This is a genomic window from Psychrobacter aestuarii (genome assembly GCF_904846035.1).
Classification (GTDB): domain Bacteria; phylum Pseudomonadota; class Gammaproteobacteria; order Pseudomonadales; family Moraxellaceae; genus Psychrobacter; species Psychrobacter aestuarii.
Map to the genome: position 1 here is coordinate 964224 of NZ_CAJGYT010000001.1, position 24971 is coordinate 989194.

Annotated in this window: 19 protein-coding genes, 4 tRNA genes and 1 pseudogene; 13 read left to right on the forward strand and 11 right to left on the reverse strand. The window is 53.2% G+C overall.

From position 1 onward, the window contains the following. The first annotated feature begins 229 nt into the window (after positions 1-229). The 8 genes from dapC (at position 230) to JMW05_RS04010 (ending at position 8868) form a co-directional block, all read left to right on the forward strand. Entirely contained in the window at positions 230-1435 is a 1206-nt protein-coding gene (dapC, locus tag JMW05_RS03975) for a succinyldiaminopimelate transaminase (RefSeq protein ID WP_201504093.1), read from the forward strand. Between the two features lie 94 nt (positions 1436-1529). Then, positions 1530-3440 (forward strand): DUF294 nucleotidyltransferase-like domain-containing protein, encoded by a 1911-nt coding sequence (locus tag JMW05_RS03980; RefSeq protein ID WP_201504094.1) that lies wholly within the window; start codon positions 1530-1532, stop codon positions 3438-3440. A 20-nt stretch (positions 3441-3460) separates the two neighbouring features. Continuing rightward, positions 3461-4078, forward strand: coding sequence for a 3'-5' exonuclease (locus tag JMW05_RS03985; RefSeq protein WP_201504095.1), 618 nt, complete (start codon positions 3461-3463; stop codon positions 4076-4078). Between the two features lie 180 nt (positions 4079-4258). Further along, positions 4259-6124 (forward strand): D-alanyl-D-alanine carboxypeptidase/D-alanyl-D-alanine endopeptidase, encoded by a 1866-nt coding sequence (dacB, locus tag JMW05_RS03990; RefSeq protein WP_201504096.1) that lies wholly within the window; start codon positions 4259-4261, stop codon positions 6122-6124. Between the two features lie 9 nt (positions 6125-6133). Further along, a complete protein-coding gene (locus JMW05_RS03995; RefSeq protein WP_201504097.1) occupies positions 6134-6598 on the forward strand; it encodes an ABZJ_00895 family protein in 465 nt (154 codons plus the stop codon). Positions 6599-6767: 169 nt separating this feature from the next. Next, positions 6768-7316, forward strand: a complete 549-nt coding sequence (locus tag JMW05_RS04000; RefSeq protein WP_201504098.1) for a DUF421 domain-containing protein — start codon at positions 6768-6770, stop codon at positions 7314-7316. Positions 7317-7400: 84 nt separating this feature from the next. Further along, a complete protein-coding gene (gene rlmH / locus JMW05_RS04005; protein ID WP_201504099.1) occupies positions 7401-7889 on the forward strand; it encodes a 23S rRNA (pseudouridine(1915)-N(3))-methyltransferase RlmH in 489 nt (162 codons plus the stop codon). 145 nt (positions 7890-8034) lie between these two features. Then, entirely contained in the window at positions 8035-8868 is an 834-nt protein-coding gene (locus JMW05_RS04010; RefSeq protein ID WP_201504100.1) for a DODA-type extradiol aromatic ring-opening family dioxygenase, read from the forward strand. A gap of 46 nt (positions 8869-8914) precedes the next feature. Here the strand turns inward: JMW05_RS04010 and JMW05_RS04015 are convergent, their stop codons facing one another. Beyond that, complete coding sequence (locus tag JMW05_RS04015; RefSeq protein WP_201504101.1) at positions 8915-10414, reverse strand: amidase; 1500 nt, start codon at positions 10412-10414, stop codon at positions 8915-8917. A 120-nt stretch (positions 10415-10534) separates the two neighbouring features. Continuing rightward, positions 10535-13729 carry a DNA translocase FtsK gene (locus JMW05_RS04020; RefSeq protein ID WP_227691433.1) on the reverse strand — a complete coding sequence of 1065 codons (3195 nt, stop codon included), beginning with the start codon at positions 13727-13729 and terminating at the stop codon, positions 10535-10537. Positions 13730-14196: 467 nt separating this feature from the next. On the opposite strand from JMW05_RS04020, the gene trxB reads away from it, so the two are divergent. Genes trxB through JMW05_RS04035 form a run of 3 tightly spaced genes read left to right on the forward strand, consistent with a single transcriptional unit; the run spans position 14197 to position 16538 of the window. Next, on the forward strand, positions 14197-15243 hold the full coding sequence (trxB, locus tag JMW05_RS04025) for a thioredoxin-disulfide reductase (RefSeq protein WP_201504102.1): 1047 nt from the start codon (positions 14197-14199) through the stop codon (positions 15241-15243). Between the two features lie 3 nt (positions 15244-15246). Then, on the forward strand, positions 15247-16059 hold the full coding sequence (gene aat / locus JMW05_RS04030) for a leucyl/phenylalanyl-tRNA--protein transferase (protein WP_201504103.1): 813 nt from the start codon (positions 15247-15249) through the stop codon (positions 16057-16059). Between the two features lie 47 nt (positions 16060-16106). Next, a complete protein-coding gene (locus JMW05_RS04035) occupies positions 16107-16538 on the forward strand; it encodes a MerR family transcriptional regulator (RefSeq protein WP_201504104.1) in 432 nt (143 codons plus the stop codon). Between the two features lie 71 nt (positions 16539-16609). Here the strand turns inward: JMW05_RS04035 and rimI are convergent, their stop codons facing one another. From rimI to JMW05_RS04080, 9 genes are all read right to left on the reverse strand, one after another. Beyond that, positions 16610-17077, reverse strand: coding sequence for a ribosomal protein S18-alanine N-acetyltransferase (rimI, locus tag JMW05_RS04040; protein WP_227691434.1), 468 nt, complete (start codon positions 17075-17077; stop codon positions 16610-16612). 116 nt (positions 17078-17193) lie between these two features. Further along, positions 17194-18384 carry an elongation factor Tu gene (gene tuf / locus JMW05_RS04045; protein ID WP_201504105.1) on the reverse strand — a complete coding sequence of 397 codons (1191 nt, stop codon included), beginning with the start codon at positions 18382-18384 and terminating at the stop codon, positions 17194-17196. A 370-nt stretch (positions 18385-18754) separates the two neighbouring features. Then, positions 18755-18829: transfer RNA gene (locus JMW05_RS04050), tRNA-Thr, on the reverse strand. A 109-nt stretch (positions 18830-18938) separates the two neighbouring features. Further along, positions 18939-19012, reverse strand: a tRNA-Gly gene (locus JMW05_RS04055). A gap of 50 nt (positions 19013-19062) precedes the next feature. After that, positions 19063-19146: transfer RNA gene (locus JMW05_RS04060), tRNA-Tyr, on the reverse strand. A gap of 20 nt (positions 19147-19166) precedes the next feature. Further along, positions 19167-19242, reverse strand: a tRNA-Thr gene (locus tag JMW05_RS04065). Between the two features lie 192 nt (positions 19243-19434). Beyond that, positions 19435-20931 (reverse strand): anthranilate synthase component I, encoded by a 1497-nt coding sequence (trpE, locus tag JMW05_RS04070; RefSeq protein WP_201504106.1) that lies wholly within the window; start codon positions 20929-20931, stop codon positions 19435-19437. Between the two features lie 198 nt (positions 20932-21129). Beyond that, positions 21130-22440: an FHA domain-containing protein gene (locus JMW05_RS04075; protein WP_201504107.1), complete on the reverse strand. Its 1311-nt coding sequence runs from the start codon at positions 22438-22440 to the stop codon at positions 21130-21132. 218 nt (positions 22441-22658) lie between these two features. Next, positions 22659-23480, reverse strand: coding sequence for an RsiV family protein (locus tag JMW05_RS04080; protein WP_201504108.1), 822 nt, complete (start codon positions 23478-23480; stop codon positions 22659-22661). Positions 23481-23840: 360 nt separating this feature from the next. Here JMW05_RS04080 and arsC point away from each other — a divergent pair. Both arsC and arsH read left to right on the forward strand, forming a co-directional pair. Next, a pseudogene (gene arsC, locus JMW05_RS12005) lies at positions 23841-24230 on the forward strand (arsenate reductase (glutaredoxin)); the annotation flags it as partial. Further along, positions 24228-24971: an arsenical resistance protein ArsH gene (arsH, locus tag JMW05_RS04085; protein ID WP_320158763.1), complete on the forward strand. Its 744-nt coding sequence runs from the start codon at positions 24228-24230 to the stop codon at positions 24969-24971. The pseudogene arsC and the gene arsH, both read left to right, overlap by 3 nt.

Here is a 24971-nt window from a genome sequence, read left to right on the forward strand (position 1 = left end):
GTAGACATGCCTTGTATTGACGCATATCCCTAACGGCGCGCAAGCCTTGTTGGCTTGTTTGGCGACATCATTGGGGGCAATACAAAAAATACAGGCAGGCGATAGACTCAGGCGCGAGAAGAAAAAGACAAAAAATAAGAGAAGTGCTACACTGCCTAATTATCGTAGTTCGTTATGACTTCGTGTCATTCATCCATTTTATCATTCATCTATTATAGTTACCCTGCTTATGAATCACAACTTAACCCATTTGCATCCTTACCCATTTGCCAAAATGAGCGCCCTTCTGGCCAATAGCACGCCAGCGGCTGACTATACTGAGATTAAACTGGGGATTGGTGAGCCAAAACATGAGCCGCCTGCCTTTGTTATGGACGAATTACGCGAAAACTTGGACAAACTATGCCATTATCCGACCACCTCTGGAACGTTTGCGCTGCGCCAAGCCATCGCGCACTGGCTTGAGAGACGGTTTTTCTTGCAGCACCTTGATGCGAATACCGAAGTCTTACCCGTCATGGGCACGCGTGAGGCGATTTTTAGCTTTGTACAAGCGGCGGTCGACAGCCGCCCCGAAGAGCGTCCTGTGGTGGTGATGCCCAATCCTTTTTACCAAATTTATGAAGGCGCGGCGATACTTGCCAATGCCGATTGCCACTTTGTGCCTTGCACGGCGGACAATGGCTATAAGGGCGACTATAACGCTGTGCATGAATCGGTGTGGCAGGCGGCACAGATGGTGTTCGTCTGTAGCCCCAACAACCCCACAGGCGCGGTGATGGACATGGGCGACTGGGAAGATTTGCTGCGTTTGTCTGACAAGTACGACTTTATCATTGCCAGTGACGAGTGCTACAGCGAGCTGTATTTTGATGACGCGCCGATTGGTCTGTTGCAAGCGTGTAGCGCCTTGGGTCGCGATGACTTTAAAAACTGCGTGGTGTTCCACTCACTCTCTAAGCGCTCAAACTTGCCCGGGCTACGCTCAGGTTTTATCGCAGGCGATGCCAACTTGTTAAAAGCTTACTTGCAGTACCGCACCTATCAAGGCTGCGCCATGCCCATTCCGCATCAGCTCGCCTCTATCAAGGCGTGGGAAGATGAGACGCATGTTGCGCACAACCGCAGCTTATACCAGCAAAAATTTGCGCTGTGGATGAGCGAGCTTGGTGAGCAGCTTGAGCTGCGTATGCCTGAAGCGGGTTTTTATCTGTGGGTCAAAGCGCCTGCACAGTTCGATGGTGATGACGGAACCTTTGTCAAAGCCTTGTATGAAAATGTGAATATCCATGCCTTAGCAGGGCGTTATCTGTCGCGCGAGGTCGACGGTCACAACCCAGGCGCAGGCTATGTGCGTCTTGCCTTGGTCGCGAGTATGGAAGAGAACCTAGAGGCCATCGCCCGTATCCGCCAGCTGTTAGACAGCGCGGTGTAACGCCGCCACTTTCTTTGCTGTCTTGGCATGGCGCTGGTATGCAGGGTGATGGTGATTGCCGTTATCCTGCGTGAGTGATGAAAAGGACCATGCCATGCCTTATATTGATTTTCATCAGCCGCCCTTTGATGTGCTCAGCATCGCAGAGCGGCAAAGCCTAAAAAAACACACCCAAGTGCGCTATTTGGCAGCGCCGTCTACCCTGCCCGATAGCGATTACGACAGCTTTTTTTTGGTGCTAAAAGGGCGCATCCAGCAGCAGCTGGGTGATGACGTTATCAGCACCTATTTGGGTGCCAATCACTTATCAGCAGGCGATACCCACGACTGGTTTGACGCGCGGCGACGCCCTGAGCCGTCATCGGACACGCATGCGCAGCCTGCGCCCGCGTATACCTACCACGCCAGTGAAGACACGCTGCTATTGCAAGTGACGGGCAGCGCCATCGACCGCTTGGTGGCGCAAAACCATCTGGTGCGTACCATGCTCTCGGACAACCTCTCTGAGCGGCTCTATGCCTTGCAGCAGCGGCGCAGCCCTCGCAGCCAAGCATCAGACAAAGGGCAGCAAGAGGTTCAGCACATCTTGCTCCAGCCCATCACCGCCATCCCACTACTGCCCGTACAGCAGCTGCCCGCCACTGCAAGTCTTGCCGAAGGCGCGCAGGTGATGATTGAGGCAGGACTCAAGCACGTGCTGATTCAGCCGCCGCAATCACACAGCAAAACCAACAGCGCCTCCGAGCTTGGCATACTCACCGACACCGACATCTGCCGCGCGGTCAGCGAGCATGCCGACATGCGCACCACTGCCTGCTGCGCGTACGCAAGCTTTGATTTGCGCACCCTCACCACCGAGCACGATGTGGGCGATGCGCTGCTGGCGATGACCCGCTACCGTGTGCACCGCCTGCCTGTGATTGATGCCAAAGGGCACGTCACTGGTATCCTTGGGCAAAGTCAGCTGCTGGCACATATCAGCCATCACTCACAGCTCATCAGCGTACAGATTACCCAAGCGCACGATATTGACAGTCTGGGTGTGGCGGTCGATGCCATCGGGCGCTATATCCGTATGCAGCAGCAACAAGGGGTCAAGGTCGCCATCATCAGCCGTATGGTGCAGACGCTAAACGCGCACGTATTTACCAAGCTGTGGCAACTGACCGTGCCTGACGCGCTGTTTCGGCGCAGTTGCTTGATTGTCATGGGCTCTGAGGGGCGCGGTGAGCAAATCATGCGCACCGACCAAGACAACGCCTTAATCCTAGAAGACGGCTACACCTACCCCAATATTGAGCAATACTGTGCGCGCTTTAACCAAGCGCTAAGCACCCTTGGCTATCCGCTGTGCGATGGCAACATCATGATGCAAAACCCCTTATGGCGGCAGTCGATAAGTGATTTTAAAAAACAAATCAGCGCTTGGTTTGCAGGGCGGGACGCAATGAGTGGCATCTATCTGTCAGCGCTCCTTGATGCCGAGTACGTCTGCGGGGCAGAGCATTTGCTGACTGAGCTGCGCGCGCACCTGATACACGCGCATCGCCAAGCCGACCCCATGTTCGTGCGTCAGTTTGCACGCGCGGCATTGCAATTTGGTGAGATCAATCAGTGGTGGCAACGGTTTGCGCCGCTGCTTGGCAAAACCCATGCCTCAGACATTGACCTAAAAAAGGCAGGCATCTTTCCGCTGGTGCATGGCATTCGCACGCTGGCATTAGAGCATGACATTGTCGCCACGCCCAGCACCAAAGACCGCTTAAAAGCCTTGGTACAACAAGGCGTGCTGACCGCTGAGCGCGCTGAGACGTTGGGTAAAGTGCTCGAATTTTTTATGGCGCAGCGCCTTGCCGTCGCCTTGTCCACCCAAGACCGACACGCGCGTGAGGTCAACCCAAACACGCTATCGGCACTGGAGCGCGATGTGTTAAAAGAATGTCTGGCGGTGGTCAAGCGCTTTAAAACCGAGCTGCGCCAGCGCTATCAGCTGGAAGTGATATAACCACGCGCGGGGGATGAGGCATGTCTGTGATACATCAGCTAAAACGGCAGTGGCAACGGCGCAAGCTGACGCGTGATGGGCTGGAGTACTTGTTTGCGCCGCCGTATGCTGGCGAATGGGTGGCGATTGACTGCGAGATGAGCGGGCTCAATCCCAAACGCCATCACCTCTTATCCATCGCCGCCATCCATATCAATCACAATCATATCGATACGGGCAACGGACTGCACCTGATATGCAAGCCGCCTGTGCCGCCCACCTCGGACAGTATTGTCATCCACGGGCTGCGCGGGGTCGATGTGGCGCAGGGCATGGACTACGACGCCATGTTGGCACTGCTGCTACCGTTCATTGGCAATCGTCCTATCGTGGGCTTTTGTCCCCTGCTCGACATGGCGTTTTTAAATCCTTTAGTAAAAAATTATATGGGTACGCCGCTGCCTAACGAGGTGATAGACATCCGCGCGCTGTACAGTCGGCGTACGGGCAATCGCACCGAGGGCGTTTTAAGTCCCGACCAGCACCTATCGGCTATCTTGGCGCATTTTGACATTCCCTATGTCGAGACGCACAACGCCTTTGACGATGCGCTGATGACGGCGATGGCGTTTTTGCATTTAAAGCGGGTTCGGGGGTGAGGGTTTTGAAGTTTATAGTCAAACATAAGTTTTTATCGCATAAAACAGACATCACACCCGCATCAACATCACTAAGACCCTCTCAGCCATTTAGATTTTAGATACGCATCACCTCTTTTCTTATCCTCCTAATGTGCTAATCTGCTCCGCGACTTGTGCGATGAATCTAGTGAGTGTGTTATGCGGTTGTTGTGGAAATGGGGTGTTGCCGTTCCTTTGGGTGTCAGTTTGTGTGTGTGTCAGACAGCAGCGGCGGCATTGCCCGAGTCGCTGACCCAAGCGCTCAATAAGGCGCAGCTGCGCACAGATGACATCAGTATCGTGGTCATGCCTGTGGGCAATAACAGCGTTTCTAGACTGCCTGAGGTGGTGACGGTGGTGGATAAGCCGCTCGCCGACACGACCGCTACCAACGACGACAGCAGCGCGGCAAACACGCCTGCGCCAACCGATAGCGCAAATCAAAATAGTGAGGCAACCCTCAAGGGCAGTACGCCTGATTTGACCGATGGCGTCAGTATCAGTACCACACGGGTGGTGCGTAAGGCAGCTATCGAAGCGCACGAAAAGCGCATACACAAAAAGACCGATGACCCTTATACCTATCAGAGCTTAGAGGATATTGCTCCACCTCTGCCGCAGTTGCCGAGCGACAGCCGTCTGCCTGCCGTGCCTATGGCTTTAGACTTGGACACGCCAGCGGCACTGCTGCTGCACAACGCCGATACCTTGCGCACCCCTGCCAGCACCATGAAGCTGGTGCCGACCTTTATTGCCCTTGATACCTTGGGCGCAGATTTTGTCTGGCACACGCGGGTGTATCACACAGGGGTACAGGTCGGTGATACCTTGATTGGCGATTTAATCATTCAAGGCAGCGGCGACCCAAAGATGACGCACGAGCGCGTCTCCCAGCTGTTGTACCAAGTGCAGCAGCGCGGTATCCGTCATATCAATGGCAACATCGTTGTTGATAGCAGCGTTTTTGATGCCGTGAGCAAAGACCCTGCCGCCTTTGACCGTGAGCCACTGCGCCCTTACAATGCCAGTCCTGATGGGTTTTTGGTCAACTTTAGCAGCATGGCGATTCACAGCTGGCCACAGACAGATAAAACAGCGGCGCTCACGTATGCGCCTTATCTTGCCGATTATCAGCTGCCATCGACGATTGAGACCCGCGACGCGTGGTGCAGCTCGGCGCGCTATAGCTTAGAGCCTGAGTGGCAGCCGACCAAGCTCAGCCTACACGCCAAGCTGCCTGAGCAGTGCGGCGAGCATATTTTTTATGTGGCGTATCCAGATGCTAAGGATTTTGCCGCGCGAGTGATTGCCGATAAGTGGCAGGCATTGGGCAACGACCTAACAGGCAAGGTCATCGCCCAAGAGCAGCCCCACCAGCGCCCGCACGGTAGCCATACGCTTGCCGATATTGCGCCCTCGGTGCTGCCACTGGTCAGCTATCCGTCACAGCCGCTTGCCACACAGATTTTTGATATCAATCACTTTTCGAACAATGTGATGGCGGAGCAAGTGGCGCTGTCTATCGGTGCGTACAGCCTGCCCGATACCCAAAAAAGCACAGGCAGCAGTCTGTATGCCGTGGACGACCCTGTCAGCACCTACCCGATTATGCTTGGTGACATTCACAGCTGGTGGCACACGCACTTGACCACCGCACCGCCGCATTTGACCGACGGCTCGGGGCTGTGCCGCGACTGTACGGTCAGCGCCGCCAATCTGAGCGAGCTTTTGGGGTATGCTTATCATCATCCGCAGTTTGCCGCTTATGTGGACTCATTAGGTATTGCTGGGGTCAGTGGTACGATTGCCGCTCATGGCGAGCGCTTGCCCGACTCTGCTGCCATTGGGCGCGCGTGGATAAAGACAGGCACGCTGAACAATGTGACCTCGATGGCAGGCTATGTCCAAGGGCAGTCTGGGCAAGCGTATACTGTGGTGGGTATTATCAACACCGAGCACGCGCTCAACACCTATGCGGCGCGCGTGGTTCTTGATCAGCTGTTAGACTGGACAGCCCAGCAATAAAGGTTTTTTATGCTTACTCCCAACACGCCCACCCCGACAACAATGACGCAAGCGCCCAGCCTGCGCTATTACGTGGGCATTTTTAGTATCGGCTATATTTTGGTCAGCACTCTATGTATGCTGCTACAGCAATACCTGCCCATCAGCCTATATATGGTGATGCTGCTCACGATTGGCATCGCCGCCTATATCGCGGTGCGCAAGTTTGTGCGTCAGCAGCGGCGGGCGCTGACACGTGCCGAAGTGCTGCGCTTGACCGTAGGCGCGGTGGTGGCAGTTTGGCTATTGAGCGCGTTGTACTTTTTGGGATTGTGGTTCTTAATTTTTGACGCCGCCAATCGCGAGGTGCTGCAAGAAGCCTTTGCCGCGCGTCCGTGGGCATTGGTGCAGGCGCTGATGATGATGATTGGACTGTGTACGCTGATGACGTGGATTGGTTTGGTCAGTTTTAATCGCTTACTTGCGCCAAAATAACGCGCGCTACTGGTGAAGCGCTCGCCGTCCCTATCGTCCTGTTACCGATTTGTCACCAATCTATCGGTTTGCGCGTATCATCGCCATGCCTTGTCCTTTATAGTGGTAGACACCCATCGCATTGCTTAGCGACAGCCACAATAATAATAGAATAAAGGATAAGACCCTGATGGACATGCTGATATTTGATGATTTAGAAAAACTGGGGCGCATCGTACTCACCACAGTGCTGGTCTATGTGATGATTGTGCTGGTGACCAAGGTATCAGGCAAGCGCTCGACCTCACAGCTGAACAACTTTGATTGGATTATGACGGTGATGATTGGCTCTTTGGGCGCCAGCACCATTTTGTTAAAAAACATTCCCTTGGTTGAGGGTGGCGCTGCGATTATCACGCTGTACCTGCTGCAATATATGGTGACCAAATACGCAGCCATCTCGCCGCAGTTTAGCGATGTGATATTATCCGACCCGCGTATCGTGTTTTACAAGGGACAGTTTTTGCCTGATGCCATGCGGCAAGAGCGCCTGACCCGTCAAGAGCTTGAGTGCGCCATGCGTAGCGCGGGCATCAATGACATCATCGAGGTCGAGGCGATTGTTTTTGAATCAGATGCCAAGCTGACGGTGATTAAAAACCCACCTGAGAATCACAATAGCGAGCGTGATGACCAGATTTCGCAAACCATTGTCTCCGCGATGCGTGACAACACGTAACGCGTGCCTTGATAATCGACAAATCGGTCAGCGCAAGCGATAATAGCCGCCTCTTTTTTCTTCAGCGCTCAAAGGATTTTTGTCATGAAAGTAAGGCTACTGACCATCGGTACCAAAATGCCCAACTGGGTACAAACTGGATTCAATGAATACTACAAACGCATCCAGCCGATGATGAGTACCGAACTGGTCGAGCTACCCGCTGCCAAACGCGCCAAAAATCCTTCTGATGCCAATCTGGCGCAGTATCGCGAGCAAGAAGGGCAAGCCATCTTAGCAACGCACCAAAGCGCGGTACGTGAACAGCTGTGGGTGCTCGATGTCAAAGGCAAAATGCTCTCCACCGAGCGCCTCGCGGACAAGTTATCAGATGCCATGCAGCAAGGTGATGACATTGCACTCGTTATCGGCGGCGCAGATGGCGTGTCGCCTGAGGTGCTCGCAAATGCAGACATGAAGTGGTCACTGTCGGACTTGACATTACCGCATCCACTGGTGCGCGTGGTGCTGATGGAGCAGCTGTACCGCGCCATGAGTATCAACAACAATCACCCTTATCATCGCGGCAATTAACCGCAAAAATGGGCGAGCACCGCGCCGACATACCTGCAAAGAGAACGATAAAACGGCGCGACTTCGCCTCGCGTCTGTCGGTTGAAAAACCCAGCTGCGCCCTAATAAAAAGGGGATGACTGACTCTTATGGTGTACCCTCCAATATGTCCGAACTCAAGCCTCGCGCCCGCAGCGCCCTGAGCGTTGCCAACCTATTGCAGCCTTCAGGGGCAGCCGCCAGCACGTTGCCTGCGCTGTTTATCTCGCATGGCGCACCGACCTTGGCAATCGAGCAATCGGCCACCACGCATGCCCTTGCGCGCATCGGACAAAACCTGCCCAAACCGCGCGCCATCATCATCATGTCCGCGCACTGGCTGTCGACCAAGCTTGAGATCAGCAGCAACCCAAAACCCAAAACATGGCATGACTTTGCAGGCTTTGCGCCCGAGCTGTATGACGTCGACTACCCTGCAGACGGTCATCCTGAGCTTGCTGAACATATCGCTGCGGCACTAGACACCCTCGGCATTCAGTGCCGCATCAACCCGCTACGCGCAAGTGACCACGGTGTATGGGCACCGCTGCGGCACATGTACCCTGATGCCGATGTGCCCATCGTACAGCTGTCTTTGCCCAAGTATTATGACAGCGTTGCCTGCTATCAGCTTGGCGCTTGTCTTGCCGCATTGCGTGATGAGCAGGTGTTGCTGGTGGGCTCAGGCAGCATTACGCACAACCTGCGCGCCCTGCGCTGGGACGCCAGCAGTATTGATGACCATGCCAAGGCGTTTAAGCATTGGCTATTGGCGCAAATGAAGTCCGACATCCCCGCCGCGCTCGACTGGCAGCAATACCCCAAATACCGCGACGTGCACCCGAGCGATGAGCATCTATTGCCGCTGTTTTTTGCACTCGGCGCAGGTCAGCGCGTCTCGGTGGTACACGAGGCGATGACCCACCACAGTCTGGGAATGGACATTTACCGCTTTGATTGACCTTATATAACGCGGTGAATTAAAAATACGTTGTTAAGATAAGCCGTCACTTATTCATTGCACACGCAGGGGCAGTAAACCAGCCTGCGCGCTCCATCTCACCCGCCACGCTGAGTAAGGTCGCCTCATCATTCATCCGCCCAATCAGCTGCATACCAATCGGTAAGCCTGCGCGGCTCATGCCAACAGGGACAGACATTGCAGGCAGTCCTGTCACATTGCCCAGTAAGGTAAAGGACATTTTACTTAAAATATCATGACTGAGCCGCTCGATAATCCCTGAACCAAAGGCGTATTTGCCCACATTCAGACCGCGACTGACCATGCCCGTACCGCGCATCAAGGTCTCTTCCATCTCGCTGGGCACCAGCACCCCATGCGCCACCGCAGGGGTCGGCACAGTCGGGCACAATATCATGTCAAACTGCTCGAGCAGCTCGCCTGTCTTATACTGACTGTCGTGCCAGCCATGCTGGGCGCACACCAAATCTGCGGCAGACAGCGCCCGACCAATCATCGCCATGTTCTCTGTTTGTGGCTCCAGCCCCGCCACCTGTGCGCTGCCAAAACAGCGCTCGATATTGTCAATCGTAAACGCGGTATGCGCACAAATCACCGTCAAAAAATCGCGCCAAAAGTTGTCTATGCTGATGTCAGGCTCGGCTTCAATCACCTCATGTCCCATACTGCGCAGCTGCTCAGCGGTACGCATCAGCACCGCCATCACCTCGCCATCGACAAGTGTATCAGCAACCAACGGCTTTTGTTGCAGCGCAATACGCAGCTTTCGTGGCGCGCGCTCGGCGGCTTGTAAAAATGTCCCCTCAGGCGGCGCAATCACATAAGGCGACCCACGCTCTGCGCCATGGGTCACATCGAGCATCGCCGCGCTGTCACGCACACTGCGGGTAATCACATGGTCAGCGACCGCACCGCCCCAGCCCTCACCCATCATCGGTCCCAGCGGATTGCGTCCACGGCTCGGCTTCAAGCCAAATACCCCGCACCATGCCGCAGGAAAACGAATCGAGCCGCCACCATCACCTGAGCCTGCCATCGGCACGATGCCGCTACTGACCGCCGCCGCACTGCCGCCTGACGAGCCACCTGTACTGTAGCCGTGCTTAAATGGATTGTGCGCCGCGCCAAACGCTTTGGGCTCGGTGGTGATGGTCAGACCAAACTCAGGGGTGTTGGTTTTACCAAAGATATTAAGACCCGCCGCGCGCATGCGTTTGACGATTTCACTGTCATAATTGGTCAAGACACGCACACTGCGGCTGCCCATACTCATCGGCTCGCCTGCCACCACAAAGGACAAATCTTTCAACAGTAAAGGCACGCCATAAAACACCCCTTTTGGCAGACCGCGCTCAATGCTGGCATATGCTCTGGCATCAAAGCGGTTGATGATGGCGTTCAGCTCAGGGTTCAGACGATTGGCGGTATCGATGGCTGCCTCCAGTGCTTCAAGCGGGCTGATTGCTTTACTGTGAATCAACGCCGCCAGACCGAGGGCATCATAATCCGTATATTCTTTAAACATAACCTCTCCTTGGTCATCGACACTCAGCGCACTCACCACGCACAGTCAAGATGCTAGCAAATGGGGCATAAAAAATAGGCATAAAAAAAGCGGGTACCTTATCGTACCCGCTTTTTTGATTTAGACCAACAGCTCGCGTTTGCCGCTTTTGCCCATGGAGCTGACCAAGCCCGCCTCCTCCATGGAATCGACAATGCGCGCGGCGCGGTTGTAACCGATGCTAAACTTGCGCTGAATACTCGAGGCGGAGACTTTGCGCGTCTCCATCACAAAGGCGACCGCATCGTTATACAAGTCGTCGTCCTCGCCTGAGGCGTTGTTGGCAGTGCTGCCGCCACTTGGGCTGGTCAGCTCAAAATTGCCCGCCATATTGTCAATATAGTCGGGTGCGCCGCGCTCACGCCACGCGTCACAGACGCGGTTGACCTCTTCGTCACTGACATACGCGCCATGCACGCGGTCAGGCTCGATTTGCCCTGGACCTAAGAACAGCATATCGCCATTACCGAGCATGTCCTCAGCGCCGCCACTGTCCAAGATGGTACGCGAGTCGACTTTGGAGTTGACGCGCAGCGCAGCCCGTACAGGGATGTTGGCTTTAATGAGACCTGTAATGACATCAACAGACGGACGCTGGGTTGCCAGCATCAAGTGAATGCCTGCCGCGCGCGATTTTTGTGCCAAGCGGGTAATCAGCTCTTCGGCTTGCTTACCGACCTGCATAATCATATCGGCAAACTCATCCGCCACGATGACGATGATGGGCAAGGTTTTAAGCTTAGGCGCTTTGTCCATACTCACGCTGTCATTGGGGCGCCACAGCGGGTCGATGAGCGGCTTGCCTGCCTTTTCCGCAGCGCGTACTTTTTTGTTAAATTCGTTCAGCTTACGCACTTTGAGCAGGCTCATCAGCTGATAGCGGCGCTCCATCTCTGCCACGCACCACGACAGGCTGCTTGCCGCCTCGGTCATGTCGGTGACCACAGGGGTGAGCAAATGCGGGATTTCGTTATAGTTCGCCAGCTCTAACTGCTTGGGGTCAATCAAAATCAAACGCAGCTCATCAGGCGTGTACTTTAACAAGATGGACAGCAGCATGGCATTCACCAGTACCGACTTACCTGAGCCTGTCGTCCCTGCAACCAGCATGTGCGGCGCGCGCGCAAGGTCAGTGATGATGGGCTTGCCGCCGATGTCTTTACCCATGGCCATGCTGACTTGGGCTTTGGGGTCTTTGTATTTATCGGTGTTTAATAGCTCGACCAAGCGCACCATTTCGCGCTGCTTGTTGGGCACTTCGATACCGATGTAAGGCTTGCCTGGGATGACCTCGACCACACGTAGCGATGCCATAGAGAGCGAGCGCGCCAAGTCACGAGAGATGCCCGTGACTTTGCTCGCCTTAACGCCTGCTGCCAGCGCCACTTCAAAGCGCGTCACCACAGGACCTGGGATGGCGTTGACCACCTCGGCTTTGACATTGAACTCTTGCAGTTTAATCTCTAACAGCTCAGACAATTGCTCTAATTCCGCTGCGGTATAGCTCGGCTGACGGTTGGGGTCGGGCTGGTCAAGGATGGACAGCTCAGGAATCGGTGACAAGTTGGCGCGGTATTTGGCGGTTTGCATCGCACGCGAGCGGGTCGCAAACGCTGCATCGTCATGAATGTCGGGCAAGTGGTATTCGTCGCTCTCGTCTTCAAACATCCCTGCGATTTGATTGCTCGCGTCCCCTTCTGGCACAGCAAAGCGCACGTCAGGCGCAGTGCGGGCAGCGGGGGTTTCACTTTGCGCGACCGTTGGCGGCGTATCTGGCTTGGCAGGCGGCGTGTTGCTCGGCGTCATATCGAGCACGGGCGCATCAGCCTCTGTGGCTTCTGTCTCAATACGCCACTTCGTCGCCGATTTGGTCGCCGATGTTGCGGCGCTGGTTGCAGCCGCACTGCTGGTCGATTCCGCAGCAGGCGTTGGCTCTACACTTTGCGGGGCGGCGTCATGCTCAGCGAGCCACTGCCCTGCTAGGGCATCTATCGCCTCTGTGCGCTGTGCCTCAGCAGGTGCATCATTCGTTGCTGGCTGCTGAACGGGCTGCGCAGGCTGTGACGGCTTTGATGCTTCAGGCGTGACAGCAGATTTGGTGCGCGCCGTTTGTTCCGCCTCAGCATTTTGATTACGCGGCATAGCAGCAGGCGCCTCTGGTGTGGCATCCGCTTGTGCTGCGGGTGTTTGCACCTCACTGCTGGCTTGCGGTAGTGCCGCATCGTCATAAGGTGGTTTACTAAGCAAGGCATCGACGGTTTTGGTGTCATTCCAAGCAAAGCTTGGCTCAACCTTACGCACAGGCGCTGCGTCTGCTGCACTGCTGACAGGGCGTTTTGTCTCAGCGCTCGCGGCGGCTGTGCTACTCACAGGAGCGCGCGCCAAATCTTTGGCATAGTCTTGTAGCCCTGATTTGCTCAAAAACTCACTTAACACCCCACCAAAGCGCTCATTTAATTCAGCGTGGCGGTCATTGCCTGCGCCTGTATTCGGTGCCAGCTCAAACGACAACTGCTCACCTGTGCCGTCATTGGTGCTGCTTTTTGCAGCGCTGCTGCGTTTGCTTGCTGCGCTGCGCTCACTGTCCTCGTGGTCGCTCAGCGCATCGCCATAGCCATCATCGTGCGAGAGTCCCAAATTGACCCACTTTAGATTAATAACGGTGCGATACACCTCGCGCCAATGAATGTTAAAGGCAAAGGTGGTCACAATCGCCACAAACAGGCTTAAAAATATCAATGTGCCCCACGGCGTCAGCAGCGCTGCCAAACGGCTTTGCAGCTCCATGCCTATGATGCCGCCATACGCGCCGCCGAACGGCGTGCTGCTCAGGTCTGACGCGTGCGGCAATAACGCCCACAGCTGGCTGAGCCATGCGCTGGCACTCAGCAACAAAAACAGATAGCCGACCACACGCAACAGCCAAAACGTGCGCCGCGTGTGCCACCAAATCAAAATCGGCTCATAAATCAAAAACGCCAGCAGCCACCACGCAGCAAAACCAAAAAAGCGGTAGCCGAGGTCAGACAGCCACGCGCCCATCGCGCCGCCCATATTATTAATGGTGGTCATATCGCTACTGATGTGCGACCAGCTCGGATCATTACTGGTATACGTCAGCAAAATCACAAACACATAGACTGCCAACATTAACCCAAGGAAGGTAAATATCCCTTTTCTTAAATACTCAATAATCGGTGCTGATATCACGTAGAATCTGCCTTGTTGTCCATACTTATTGTTATCACCCATGACTGGCGCGAGCCATGAGGACATAGAGTTATCCAGCGAAATGCTATTATAAAGTATATCGGCATCACATGAGGGCTTAAACGCCGCCATCTGCCCGATACTTTTCGCAAAATCACGCCCCAAGGGCGTCTATTGCTAGCGCCGCTGTTGGTCGTGCGTGGTGGTCATATAACTTCTTATAATAACAAATACATAGCCTGCGTGGCGACGGCTTTTTTTAGCAAATGTTCAACCGCTTTTTAGTTGCCTTAGCCTCTGTGTCTACACGCAGCACCTTGAAAAACGCCTTTAGGTTACCAATCATAAGCAAGGTGCCGCTACTTTGATTGTTATCATCATTGTGTTTGCTTTCTCTCACTTGCGCTTTGTTATAATAGCGCTTATGTTAGTAACCCATAAATTACCGCGTTAGGCGTGCTGCTGCTCGAGCATTGACTTGGGCATTTACCCTGCGCTTGCACGCCATTTATTGTAAATAATAAGGAATTGTTATGACCGACCATGCCAATGTGCGCCACGAAAAACTTATCATTCTTGGCTCAGGCCCTGCAGGCTACGCCGCTGCGGTCTATGCGGCGCGTGCCAACCTAAAACCGGTCATCGTCACAGGTCTTCAGGTCGGCGGACAGCTGACCACCACCACCGAAGTCGACAACTGGCCAGGCGATGCCTACGACTTGACGGGTCCTGCACTCATGGAGCGTATGCAAGCACATGCCGAGCGTTTTGGTACCGAGCTTGTGTATGACCACATCCAAAAAGCGGAGCTTAACGAGCGTCCATTTAAGCTGATTGGTGACAATGCCACTTATACTTGTGACGCGCTTATTATCTCAACGGGCGCGTCTGCGCAGTATTTGGGACTTGAGTCTGAAGAAAAATTCAAAGGCTTGGGCGTATCTGCGTGTGCCACCTGCGACGGCTTTTTTTATAAAGACCAAAAAGTCGCGGTCATCGGTGGTGGCAACACCGCAGTAGAAGAAGCCTTGTACCTATCGAACATCGCCTCAGAGGTGACCTTGGTGCATCGCCGCGACAGCCTGCGCTCAGAAAAAATCTTACAAGACAAGCTGCTTGAGAAAGCCAAAAACGGCAACATCAAAATCGAGTGGAATCACCAAGTCAAAGAAGTACTGGGCGATGACATGGGCGTCAATGGCGTATTGATTGAATCAACCATCGATGGCAGCACCAAGCAATTGGACGTCTTTGGCATGTTCGTTGCTATCGGGCACAAGCCAAATACCGACCTGTTCGCTGAGCAGCTCGATATGAAAGACGGCTATATCGTGGTCAACAGTGGTTTAAATGGCAACGCCACCCAGACCAGCATTGAGGGTGTGTTTGCCGCAGGGGACGTGGCCGACCACGTGTATCGTCAGGCGATTACCTCAGCAGGTACGGGCTGTATGGCAGCGCTTGATGCTGAAAAATACCTCGATAGCGTCGGTGAAGCTGAAGCCAGCGACCACACCTACGCCTCAACACTGAGCGCCGACCAAGCCGACCAAGACCGTCATCACAGCCAAGAGCAATAAGTCATGGCTGCCCATCAGCGTCAGCGCATCGTGACAGACCAAGGACGGCTCTCGCCTGAGGCGCTTAAGCGTCTCGGGCGTTATGACTTTCCTGACCCTATCCATGCTGACCCTGAGGGCATCGGGCTGATTGCCATGGGTGGCGACTTGGCAATGTCAACGCTACTCTCGGCATACGCTCAAGGGCTGTTCCCGTGGTTCAATACCGACGAGCCAATCGCTTGGTGGTGTCCTGAACCGCGCTGCGTCCTGTATCCAGACGGCTACGCGCCCAGCAAGTCTCTGCGGCGTCAGGCCAAAAACTCACCGTGGCAAATCAGTGTCAATCGCGCGTTTGACGAGGTCATCCATGCCTGCAGCTTACCGCGCCAAGACGGCTTGAGCGATGGCGAGCATACGTGGATACACGATGAGATGATTGCCGCCTACACCGAGCTGCATCAGCAAGGCTTTGCGCACAGCATTGAAGTCTGGGACGAATCAGGCGTGCTGATTGGCGGCTTATACGGCTTAAAGTTGGGCGGTATTTATTTTGGTGAGTCGATGTTTCATCACGCCTCTAATGCTTCTAAAATCGCGTTTTGGGGGCTGGTGCAGCTGTGCCGTGCCACCGATGTGGCATTAATAGACTGCCAATTAGAAAACCCGCATCTGATGAGCTTGGGCGCAAGTACCTTGCCGCGCGCGGACTTTTTGCAACGTTTAGACGACTTACTGGCGCTGCCCAGTCCCGTTTGGCAATCGCAGGATTATGCACTAACGCCCGTCAATACCCTACACGAGCGCGCGCCGTGGCAACGCGTGAACATACGCTAAATTGCGATGGCGCAGGCTTGTGTTTTTATTATTCATAAAGGTGTTTTATGGCCACTGATACGCCCTTTTTACTGATTGGCACCTTGGCCAGTCAAGCCAATACCACCAAAGACACCATCCGTCACTACGACCAGCTTGGTCTATTAAAATCGCGTAAGCGCCAGGCAGGCTCACGTCTGTATACCGAGTTTCATCCGCAGTGTGTGGAGCGCATCGAGCTGATTAAAAGTGCGCAGGTGCTGGGCTTTACCTTAACAGAAATCAAAAACAGCCTGAACGACTACTATGACGGACAGTTAAACCTGACCGAGCAGCTGCACATGACCCAGCAAAAGCTCAAACAAGTCAAAAACCAACAGGCAAACATCAACCGTATGGTCGAGCTGCTCACCCAGCGTATCACGCTGCTAGAGACGATGCAGGCATCCGCTGAGCACCCGTGTCACCCCATCTGCCCAAAACCACCGCCATTAACCTAATCTGCTCAGCGCTGACCTACGCGCGGCCGCTATCTCAATGTTGTTAAGCATAAACATCAATCTATGCCTGACTACACTTGACGCTGCATGATAAGCGCATCGATAGGCGCACTGTGCGCTGTCTGATAATAGCCTTTTCGCTGATGAATCTGCACAAAACCGTGCCGCTGATACAATGCAATCGCGGGTGTATTGTCCGCGCGCACCTCAAGCAGCATCGTCTCAACATCTCTGCTGTCACATAGCGCGCACACCGCTGTAAGTAGCTGTGAGGCCAGACCTTGGCGCTGATAATCCCAATGCGTGCCGATACGTAAAATCTCCGCCTGCTCAAAGAGCTGCTGATATATACAGTACGCAAGCACCTGCCCATCATCCGTGCTAAGCGTCGCCAAATGAATGTGAGACTGGCTTAAAAGCGCATTAATACTGGGCACGTCCCACGCATCCTCAGGTTGTAACACCGCCTCTATCGCAGCGGTTGCTTCTATCATCGCTGTCGCCTGTTCTGCTTGTACCTCTAACGCTGTTTTTATCACCTGCACCACCTCTTATGGTTGTTTTTATTTTTGAATGTATCTAAACACCAGCCATAAAAAAAGCCACTCTTTCGAGTGGCTTTTTCTTAGCATTGGTATGCTATAGCAGGTTCAAATTAGTTTTGAACGTTTGCTACAACACCAGCGCCTACAGTACGGCCGCCTTCACGAATCGCGAAACGTAGGCCTTTGTCCATTGCGATTGGGTGGATAAGCTCTACGCCCATCTCAACGTTGTCGCCTGGCATTACCATTTCAGTACCGTCTTGTAGCTGGATTGCGCCAGTAACGTCAGTGGTACGGAAGTAGAACTGTGGACGATAGCCGTTTAGGAATGGCGTATGACGACCACCTTCTTCTTTGCTTAGTACGTATACTTCAGCGTCAAACTTGGTGTGCGGCGTGATTGAACCTGGCTTCGCTAGTACTTGGCCACGTTGTACGTCTTCACGCTTAGTACCACGTAGTAGTACGCCACAGTTCTCACCTGCACGACCTTCGTCTAGCAGCTTGCGGAACATTTCAACACCAGTACAGGTGGTTTTTTGAGTGGCTTTGATACCAACGATTTCGATCTCGTCGCCAACTTTTACGATACCAGACTCAACACGACCGGTTACTACAGTACCACGGCCTGAGATTGAGAATACGTCTTCGATTGGCATCAAGAATGCTTTGTCAACGTCACGCTCTGGCTCTGGGATGTAGGTGTCTAGTACTTCTAGTAGTTCGATAACTGCTGGCTCACCGTATTTGCCATCGCTGCCGTTCAATGCTTCTAGCGCTGAACCTTTGATGATTGGGGTGTCGTCGCCTGGGAAGTCATAGTCGTTCAACAATTCGCGAACTTCCATTTCTACTAGCTCTAGTAGCTCTTCGTCGTCTACCATGTCGCATTTGTTCATGAATACGATGATGTACGGTACGCCTACCTGACGAGATAGCAAGATGTGCTCACGAGTCTGTGGCATTGGGCCGTCAGTTGCTGATACAACCAAGATAGCGCCGTCCATCTGTGCCGCACCAGTGATCATGTTTTTAACATAGTCAGCGTGGCCTGGGCAGTCTACGTGTGCGTAGTGACGTGCTTCAGTGTCATACTCAATGTGGCTGGTGTTGATGGTAATACCACGTGCTTTTTCTTCTGGTGCGCTGTCAATTGACGCGTAGTCTTTTGCTTCGCCGCCTGAAGTTTTAGCTGCTACAGTTGCGATTGCAGCTGTCAATGTGGTTTTACCGTGGTCAACGTGGCCGATGGTTCCGACGTTAACGTGTGGCTTACTGCGTTCAAACTTGGCCTTTGCCATGGGTTATTCCTCTTATTGGTGAATTATTAATAAATAAAGGCTTGGCGGTTGATACGTTGGTAATAAAACCATCAAACCATGAGTGCCACTTGCTGTTTTTATCATAAAACGTCAAGGGCGTTTAAACTGACTAAAACCATTAATAAAACATGGCAAATAGACGAGATCTATGAGCTACTGACAGCACTAAAAGGCAACACCTTAGTGCTACCTTATGATGATGACTTGTCGCGTCAGTGTTATCTTTTTCAATATGTTGACATACTTTATCAAGTTATTGAATAGCATCCGTATAACGATGTGTTATGAGGAATACAGTATAGCAGCGCGTCTGGTGACAATGTGTTGCAAACGCGATTGCTTTAAAATATGGAGCTCATATCGAGAATTGAACTCGAGACCTCTCCCTTACCAAGGGAGTGCTCTACCGCTGAGCTATATGAGCTTAATTAGACAACCTGTTGGGCTGAGCTAAAAAAATATCACGACACAGTACGCTGTAGCTTGACTGTCGTGATAGATTCAATAATTATATGCGGTTGTGCCATCATTATTGGAGCGGGTGGCGGGAATCGAACCCGCGTCATCAGCTTGGAAGGCTGAAGTATTACCATTATACGACACCCGCAGTATAACTGGTGCAGCGTATAGCGCGGTGCTATAACAGCTAAAAATATATGGTGGTGGGGGAAGGATTCGAACCTTCGAAGCTTTCGCGACAGATTTACAGTCTGTTGGGTTTGACCGCTCCCCAACCCCACCTAGGGTACTTTGATAAGAAATGGTGCCGACTGCCGGAATCGAACTGGCGACCTACTGATTACAAGTCAGTTGCTCTACCAACTGAGCTAAGTCGGCTTGTTTCCTCAAAGTGGTGTGTATAATACCAAATATTTTTTTAAACGCAAGCGCTATTTTCAGATTTTTTCTTATTTTTTTAAATTAATTTTTAAGTGATTGATTTGCCGCTTATTTTTTTGAAAAAAAACGCCGATATCTTGTCGGCGTTTGGGTACAGTGGTTGCAAGGCTCGCAACGGTGATGACTGAGCTAGCGAATACGCAGCCCATCACAAGCCATTTTTACCGCTTTTATGAGTGCCAGCGCTTTTTTATTGGTCTCCTCCCACTCCGATGTGGGCACAGAATCGGCAACAACGCCCGCCCCTGCCTGCACATGAATCTTGCCACGGCGCATCACAGCGGTACGAATGGCGATGGCGGTATCCATGTTGCCATGCCAGCCCAGATAACCGACCGAGCCACCAAAGACGGTACGGCGCACCGGCTCAACCTCGTCGATGATTTGCATGGCACGGATTTTTGGCGCGCCTGAGAGCGTGCCTGCGGGGAATGTGGCGCAAAACACATCCAGCGCGTCTTTGTCTTGTAAAATCGTGCCTTCCACATTGGAGGCGATGTGCATGACTTGTGAATAGCGCTCGATAAACATCTTTTCAGTGACTTTGACGCTGCCATAGTCGCAGACACGGCCGATGTCATTGCGTCCCAAGTCGATGAGCATCAAGTGCTCAGCAATTTCTTTGGTGTCCGCGAGCAGCTCTTTTTCAAGGGCAAGATCTTCTGCTTCGGTTTGTCCACGCGAGCGCGTGCCAGCTAGGGGCCGCACGGTGACTTTGCCATTCTCGACCCGCGAGAGAATCTCAGGGGATGCGCCGATGATGTCAAAGCGCTTGTGGTCATCGAGCGTGTAACCGTGCACCAAGAACAGGTACGGCGAGGGGTTTAAAAAACGCAGCGCGCGATAGACGGCTAAGGAGTCGCCACTATAGTCGGCGCTCAAACGCTGCGCGGGTACGACCTGCATGACATCGCCTGCTAGGATATAGTCTTTAATCACCTCAACATCGGCACAGTATTTGTCCTCGCCTGTCTGTGAGGTGAACTTGGGCGTGGGCATCACAGGGGCGCTCAGCTCAGGCATTTCGGCAAGTTTTTCTTCGATTTTTTCCAGCTCGCGAATCGCTGCGCCGTAGCCGTCATCGCTGTTGCAATCGGCATAAACGATGATGGATAAGGTGTTCTCTAGATTGTCAAAAACGATGACGCTCATAGAGAGCATCAGCCACATGTCAGGCATGGTCATGGGATTGGGCGCGTCTGACTTGCCGACACTCGGCTCAATCACGCGCACCATGTCATAGCCAAAATAGCCGACCAAACCGCCACTAAAGCTCGGCAGCTCAGGTATCTGCTCGCTGCTTGGCATGTTGTAACTCGCCATCAGCGTGCGCAGATAATCAAAAGGGTCATCGACGATATCGGTATCGATGCTGTCGTTCCGCTTAGTAGTCATTTTGCCATCGGTATACTGTAAGATAAGGTCGCTGCCCAGACCAATCATCGAATACCGCGCCCAGCGCTCCCCGCCCACCACCGATTCAAACAGATACGCCGAGCCGCTAAGGTCGCGTACTTTTGAAAATACAGACACGGGTGTTTGCGCATCCATCAGGCGTTTTTTTACCAGTGGCGCGTGGCTAAAGCCCTGTTGTTTAAAGGCTTGGTAGTCATCAAAGGTCATCATAATGCAAGGTCTCTTAGCACAATATCGGCAAAAGATGGTCACAGCATGGCTGTAATAAGGCAGCGCCAACAGACACAAGGACTGCTGGCGATACGTTCGGTGGGTCAGTATAACAAAACTGCTGATGCGGCGAATACGCTAAATTGCGTCTGCCAAGGACATGAGCGGCTGGGTAGCCGCTCTGATGGTGCGGTGGGCTTAACCGCCCATGTTAAACAGCCAGATGGCAGCGCCAATAATAATGATGGCAATAAACAACCAAATGAACCAGCCGCCGCTGGATTTTTGCGCGGGTTGTCCTTGTGCGGTGGTCGCAGGATTGTGCTGCTCTTGTACCTTGGCATTGTTGGCTTGTGTACCCACATCAGGGCTGTTGCCGAGCTGTGTAGTGCCTGAGAACTGTGACGTCGCTGCTTCCTTAGCACGCAGTACGTCAGGGTCAGACTCTTTTTGCAGTTCGGTTTCGGTGGTTTTGTCGTGCGGGTCGGTCTCGTCTTTATGGTGCGCGGATTGTAGGTTTTCAGCATCGCTGCCGTAGACTTCGTCTTTTGGCTTTTCAGCCTCGGTCGCTGCTGTATCGGTCGGCGTGCGCTCGTGCTGCATTTGCTTGTCGTGAGCGTCATCATACGCATCGTGGTGCGGGGCGTCTTTTAGGATGGTCGGCTCAATACCTGATTCGGACGGCATCTCATCTTTGGCCACATCGTCTCGGGCAATGTCATCATCCGTTACGTCATCGCTTTGTACATCATGCGGGCTGTCTTTTTCAGCACTCATGACAGGGGCATCGGTGTGCGGCTCGGCAAGGTGCGCAGCTTCTGCCGGCTCGACTTTTTCGCTTTGTAGATTGGCGCTAGCGGGGTGTTTGGCATCGGTAGTGTCAATATCGGCAGTCGGCGCGGCGGCTGGCGTCTCGTCCAAGGCGGCGCCATCAACAGGATGGTCTAGTGTACTGCTGCCCAGAGTCTGCGCGCCATCGGTCGGTACGCTGCCTGTGCTGGTCTCTGCGTGCGCGGTGTCTGACTGCGTAGCGTCTGCTTGTACTGGCGCAGTGGTATGCGTCGCTGCTTCGTCCTGCATCTCCTCTGTCATGGCATCATCATAAGCGCTGGACGCAACACCATTTGCATGCGCGGCTGGCGCTACAGTAAAGACAAAGCTGGCAAACGCGACGGTGTCATCAGCGGCGACGTATTTTGACTGGTTGCTGTCGATGCGCTTGCCATTGATAAAGCTGCCGTTCGATGAGTCCAAATCTTTTAAATACAGCTTGCCGTTTAGAACGCTCAGCACCGCATGATTGCGCGATACTTCTTTACTGCCAAGCACCACGTCATTGTCGCTGCCGCGTCCGACAGATAGGCTGTCGTCAATGGTCAAGGTCAAGTCGCCCAAGGCTTCGGTAGTGGCGTTTAACTGCCAAGTGTCGGCGGTGGTTTTATCTGCGTCTGGATTCGCTGAGTTGGCATCGTGACTGTCATGATTGTCGGGATGTAGTGGGTTGTTCATAATAAACTCCTTAAATGGGTAAATTGCTTTTTTAAAATGTTGTTATTAATAGGGTCTTAGCCTGACGCTCGGTCACTGCTGTTTATAGGGTCGGTATATTGTCAGTGGTGATGCTCTCATTTTTATCATAAAAGTGTCATGTCCTTATGCCACTATCGGTGGTTGTTTTGTGTTTATTCGCATCTTTTTTGCTTATTTGCTGTTATCTGTACGCCTGTTTACTTGGGTAAGTAGCTGGGTTTTACGACCCCTTTGAGCTTGGTATACGGGATGTGTAGCTCAGGCATGCCATAAGCATAAGGACCGATGTCATAAGGCTGGTACAGCAAGGTGATGCCTGTGTTGGTCAAGGTGACGTTTTTACTTAATGAAAACGGCCATGACTGCTCATAGCTGTCAACGTCATCGGCGACGGTTTTTACCCAGTCACGATAAGCACTGCGCGCAAGCGTCTCAAAACGCGATGCTTGTTTTGGCAGCAGCATGTCATTGAGGGTGATTTGGCGTTTGTTTTGGCTGTCGAACACCAGATATTCGCGGTACGGCAGACCATGCGCGCCGCCTAGATACACATAGCTGTCAATGACGAACAACTCGGTCTGACCGATGTGTCCTAGGTAGCCTGGGGTGACATTCAGCTCATAGCTGAGGCTGCTGTCTTTTGGTAGCGTCGCCAATTGCTCTTTGGCAAAGTCGTCAACCGCGGCTTGTACTTTTGCTTTACTGATGTTGCCTGTTACGGGTTCTTCTGCACGGATACCACTATTGACCACCATGCTGTTCACCCGCTGATTGACAATGGTATTAATCCATGGGGCACTGGTGTTTAGGTACTTGATCGCGACTTCAGGGCAGCGATCGTCTTCGCGGCACTGCTCCAGTATGCTCTCGGAGACGCTGTATTCATTGTAGCCCACCTCGCTCGTCAGCCCTTGCGCCATCGGTGCAGCTTGTGCAGTGCTGGCAGCAAGCAGCAGCGCGCCGCCAAGCCATGAGGCAGCAATAGGTAGGCGCAAGGTAGAAGGTGTGAGCGTGTTCATGGTGTGTCCTTAGTCAAATATCCGTATGGCATTATGGGATGCGCATCCGTACAGAGTCGGCTGGCAAGCCCTTGTTGTCTTTCACGGTTTGTATCTTTTACTGCTAGCAATCCGTCCATCAGCATAAAGGGGCGACAGATGATTGGACTATTGTAACGTAACCGTATACTAGGCTGCGGTAAGGGTTTGTTGAAACACTGTGTGTCTTTTTTTGTGGTGGTATACTAAGCCGCGCCGTTTATGCCTGTCATCTGCCCACATAGGCGACGATAGGCAATAATAGGCAACGGCTGATGTGCCAAAGACTTTTATCATGCTTAACAAATAACCCTTCAAACGAAAATAGGTGGACCTATGGCCATGCGACCGATTATTTTTCATAACCCAAAATGCGGCACGTCACGCAATACCTTGGCATTAATGCAGGCCTCTGGCGAGACGCCAAACGTCATTGAGTATCTCAAGACGCCGCCGACACGCGATTACTTACTGGAGCTGATTGCACAGATGGGCATCACCCCAGACGCACTGCTGCGTAAAAAAGAAGCACCGTATAAGGAACTCGGACTTGATGCCGAGGGCACAAGCGATGCAGCGATTATTGATGCCATGCTTGCGCATCCGATTTTAATTAACCGTCCGATTGTGGTTACTGAAAATGGCGCGCGCCTGTGCCGTCCCTCTGAGACGGTGCTGGAGATTCTAGACCGTCCTGTGACGAGCTTTGTTAAAGAAGATGGCGAAACCATCCACTACGGTGAGCCGAACCCAAACGTCAGCTTGGAAGAGTTGCCGAATATTGACGCAGACAAACTGCAGCCGATTGATGTCGATGCGCTGATTGCCAAAGATGCGCCGCATCATGCGCCAAAGATTTTGATTCTGTATGGCTCATTGCGTGCGCGCTCGTTCTCTCGCTTGGCGGCAGAAGAAGCGGCGCGTCTGCTCCGCTGGTACGGTTGCGAGGTGCGCGTCTTTAATCCAGAGGGGCTGCCTTTGCCTGACAGCAGTGATGCTGAGCATCCCAAAGTTGCGCAGCTGCGCGCCCTTGCCGAATGGTCGGAGGGCATGATGTGGGTCAGCCCTGAGCGCCACGGCAGCATGACGGGCATTATGAAAGCGCAGATTGATTGGATTCCGCTGGCGCTTGGTAGCGTGCGCCCGACCCAAGGCAAGACCCTTGCCATCATGCAGGTCAATGGCGGCAGTCAAAGCTTTAATACGGTCAATCAGCTGCGTATTTTGGGGCGCTGGATGCGTATGGTGACCATCCCCAATCAGTCGTCTGTGCCCAAGGCATTTTTGGAGTTTGATGATAATGACCGTATGCTGGACTCGTCTTATTACATGCGTCTGGTCGATGTCTGCGAGGAGTTGACCAAATTTACGTGGCTGATGCGTGGTCGTGCGCCGTACTTGACCGACCGCTATTCTGAGCGCGTTGAGGATGCTGCCGCCCTCTCCGCCCGCGTCAATCAAAAATCAGACTAA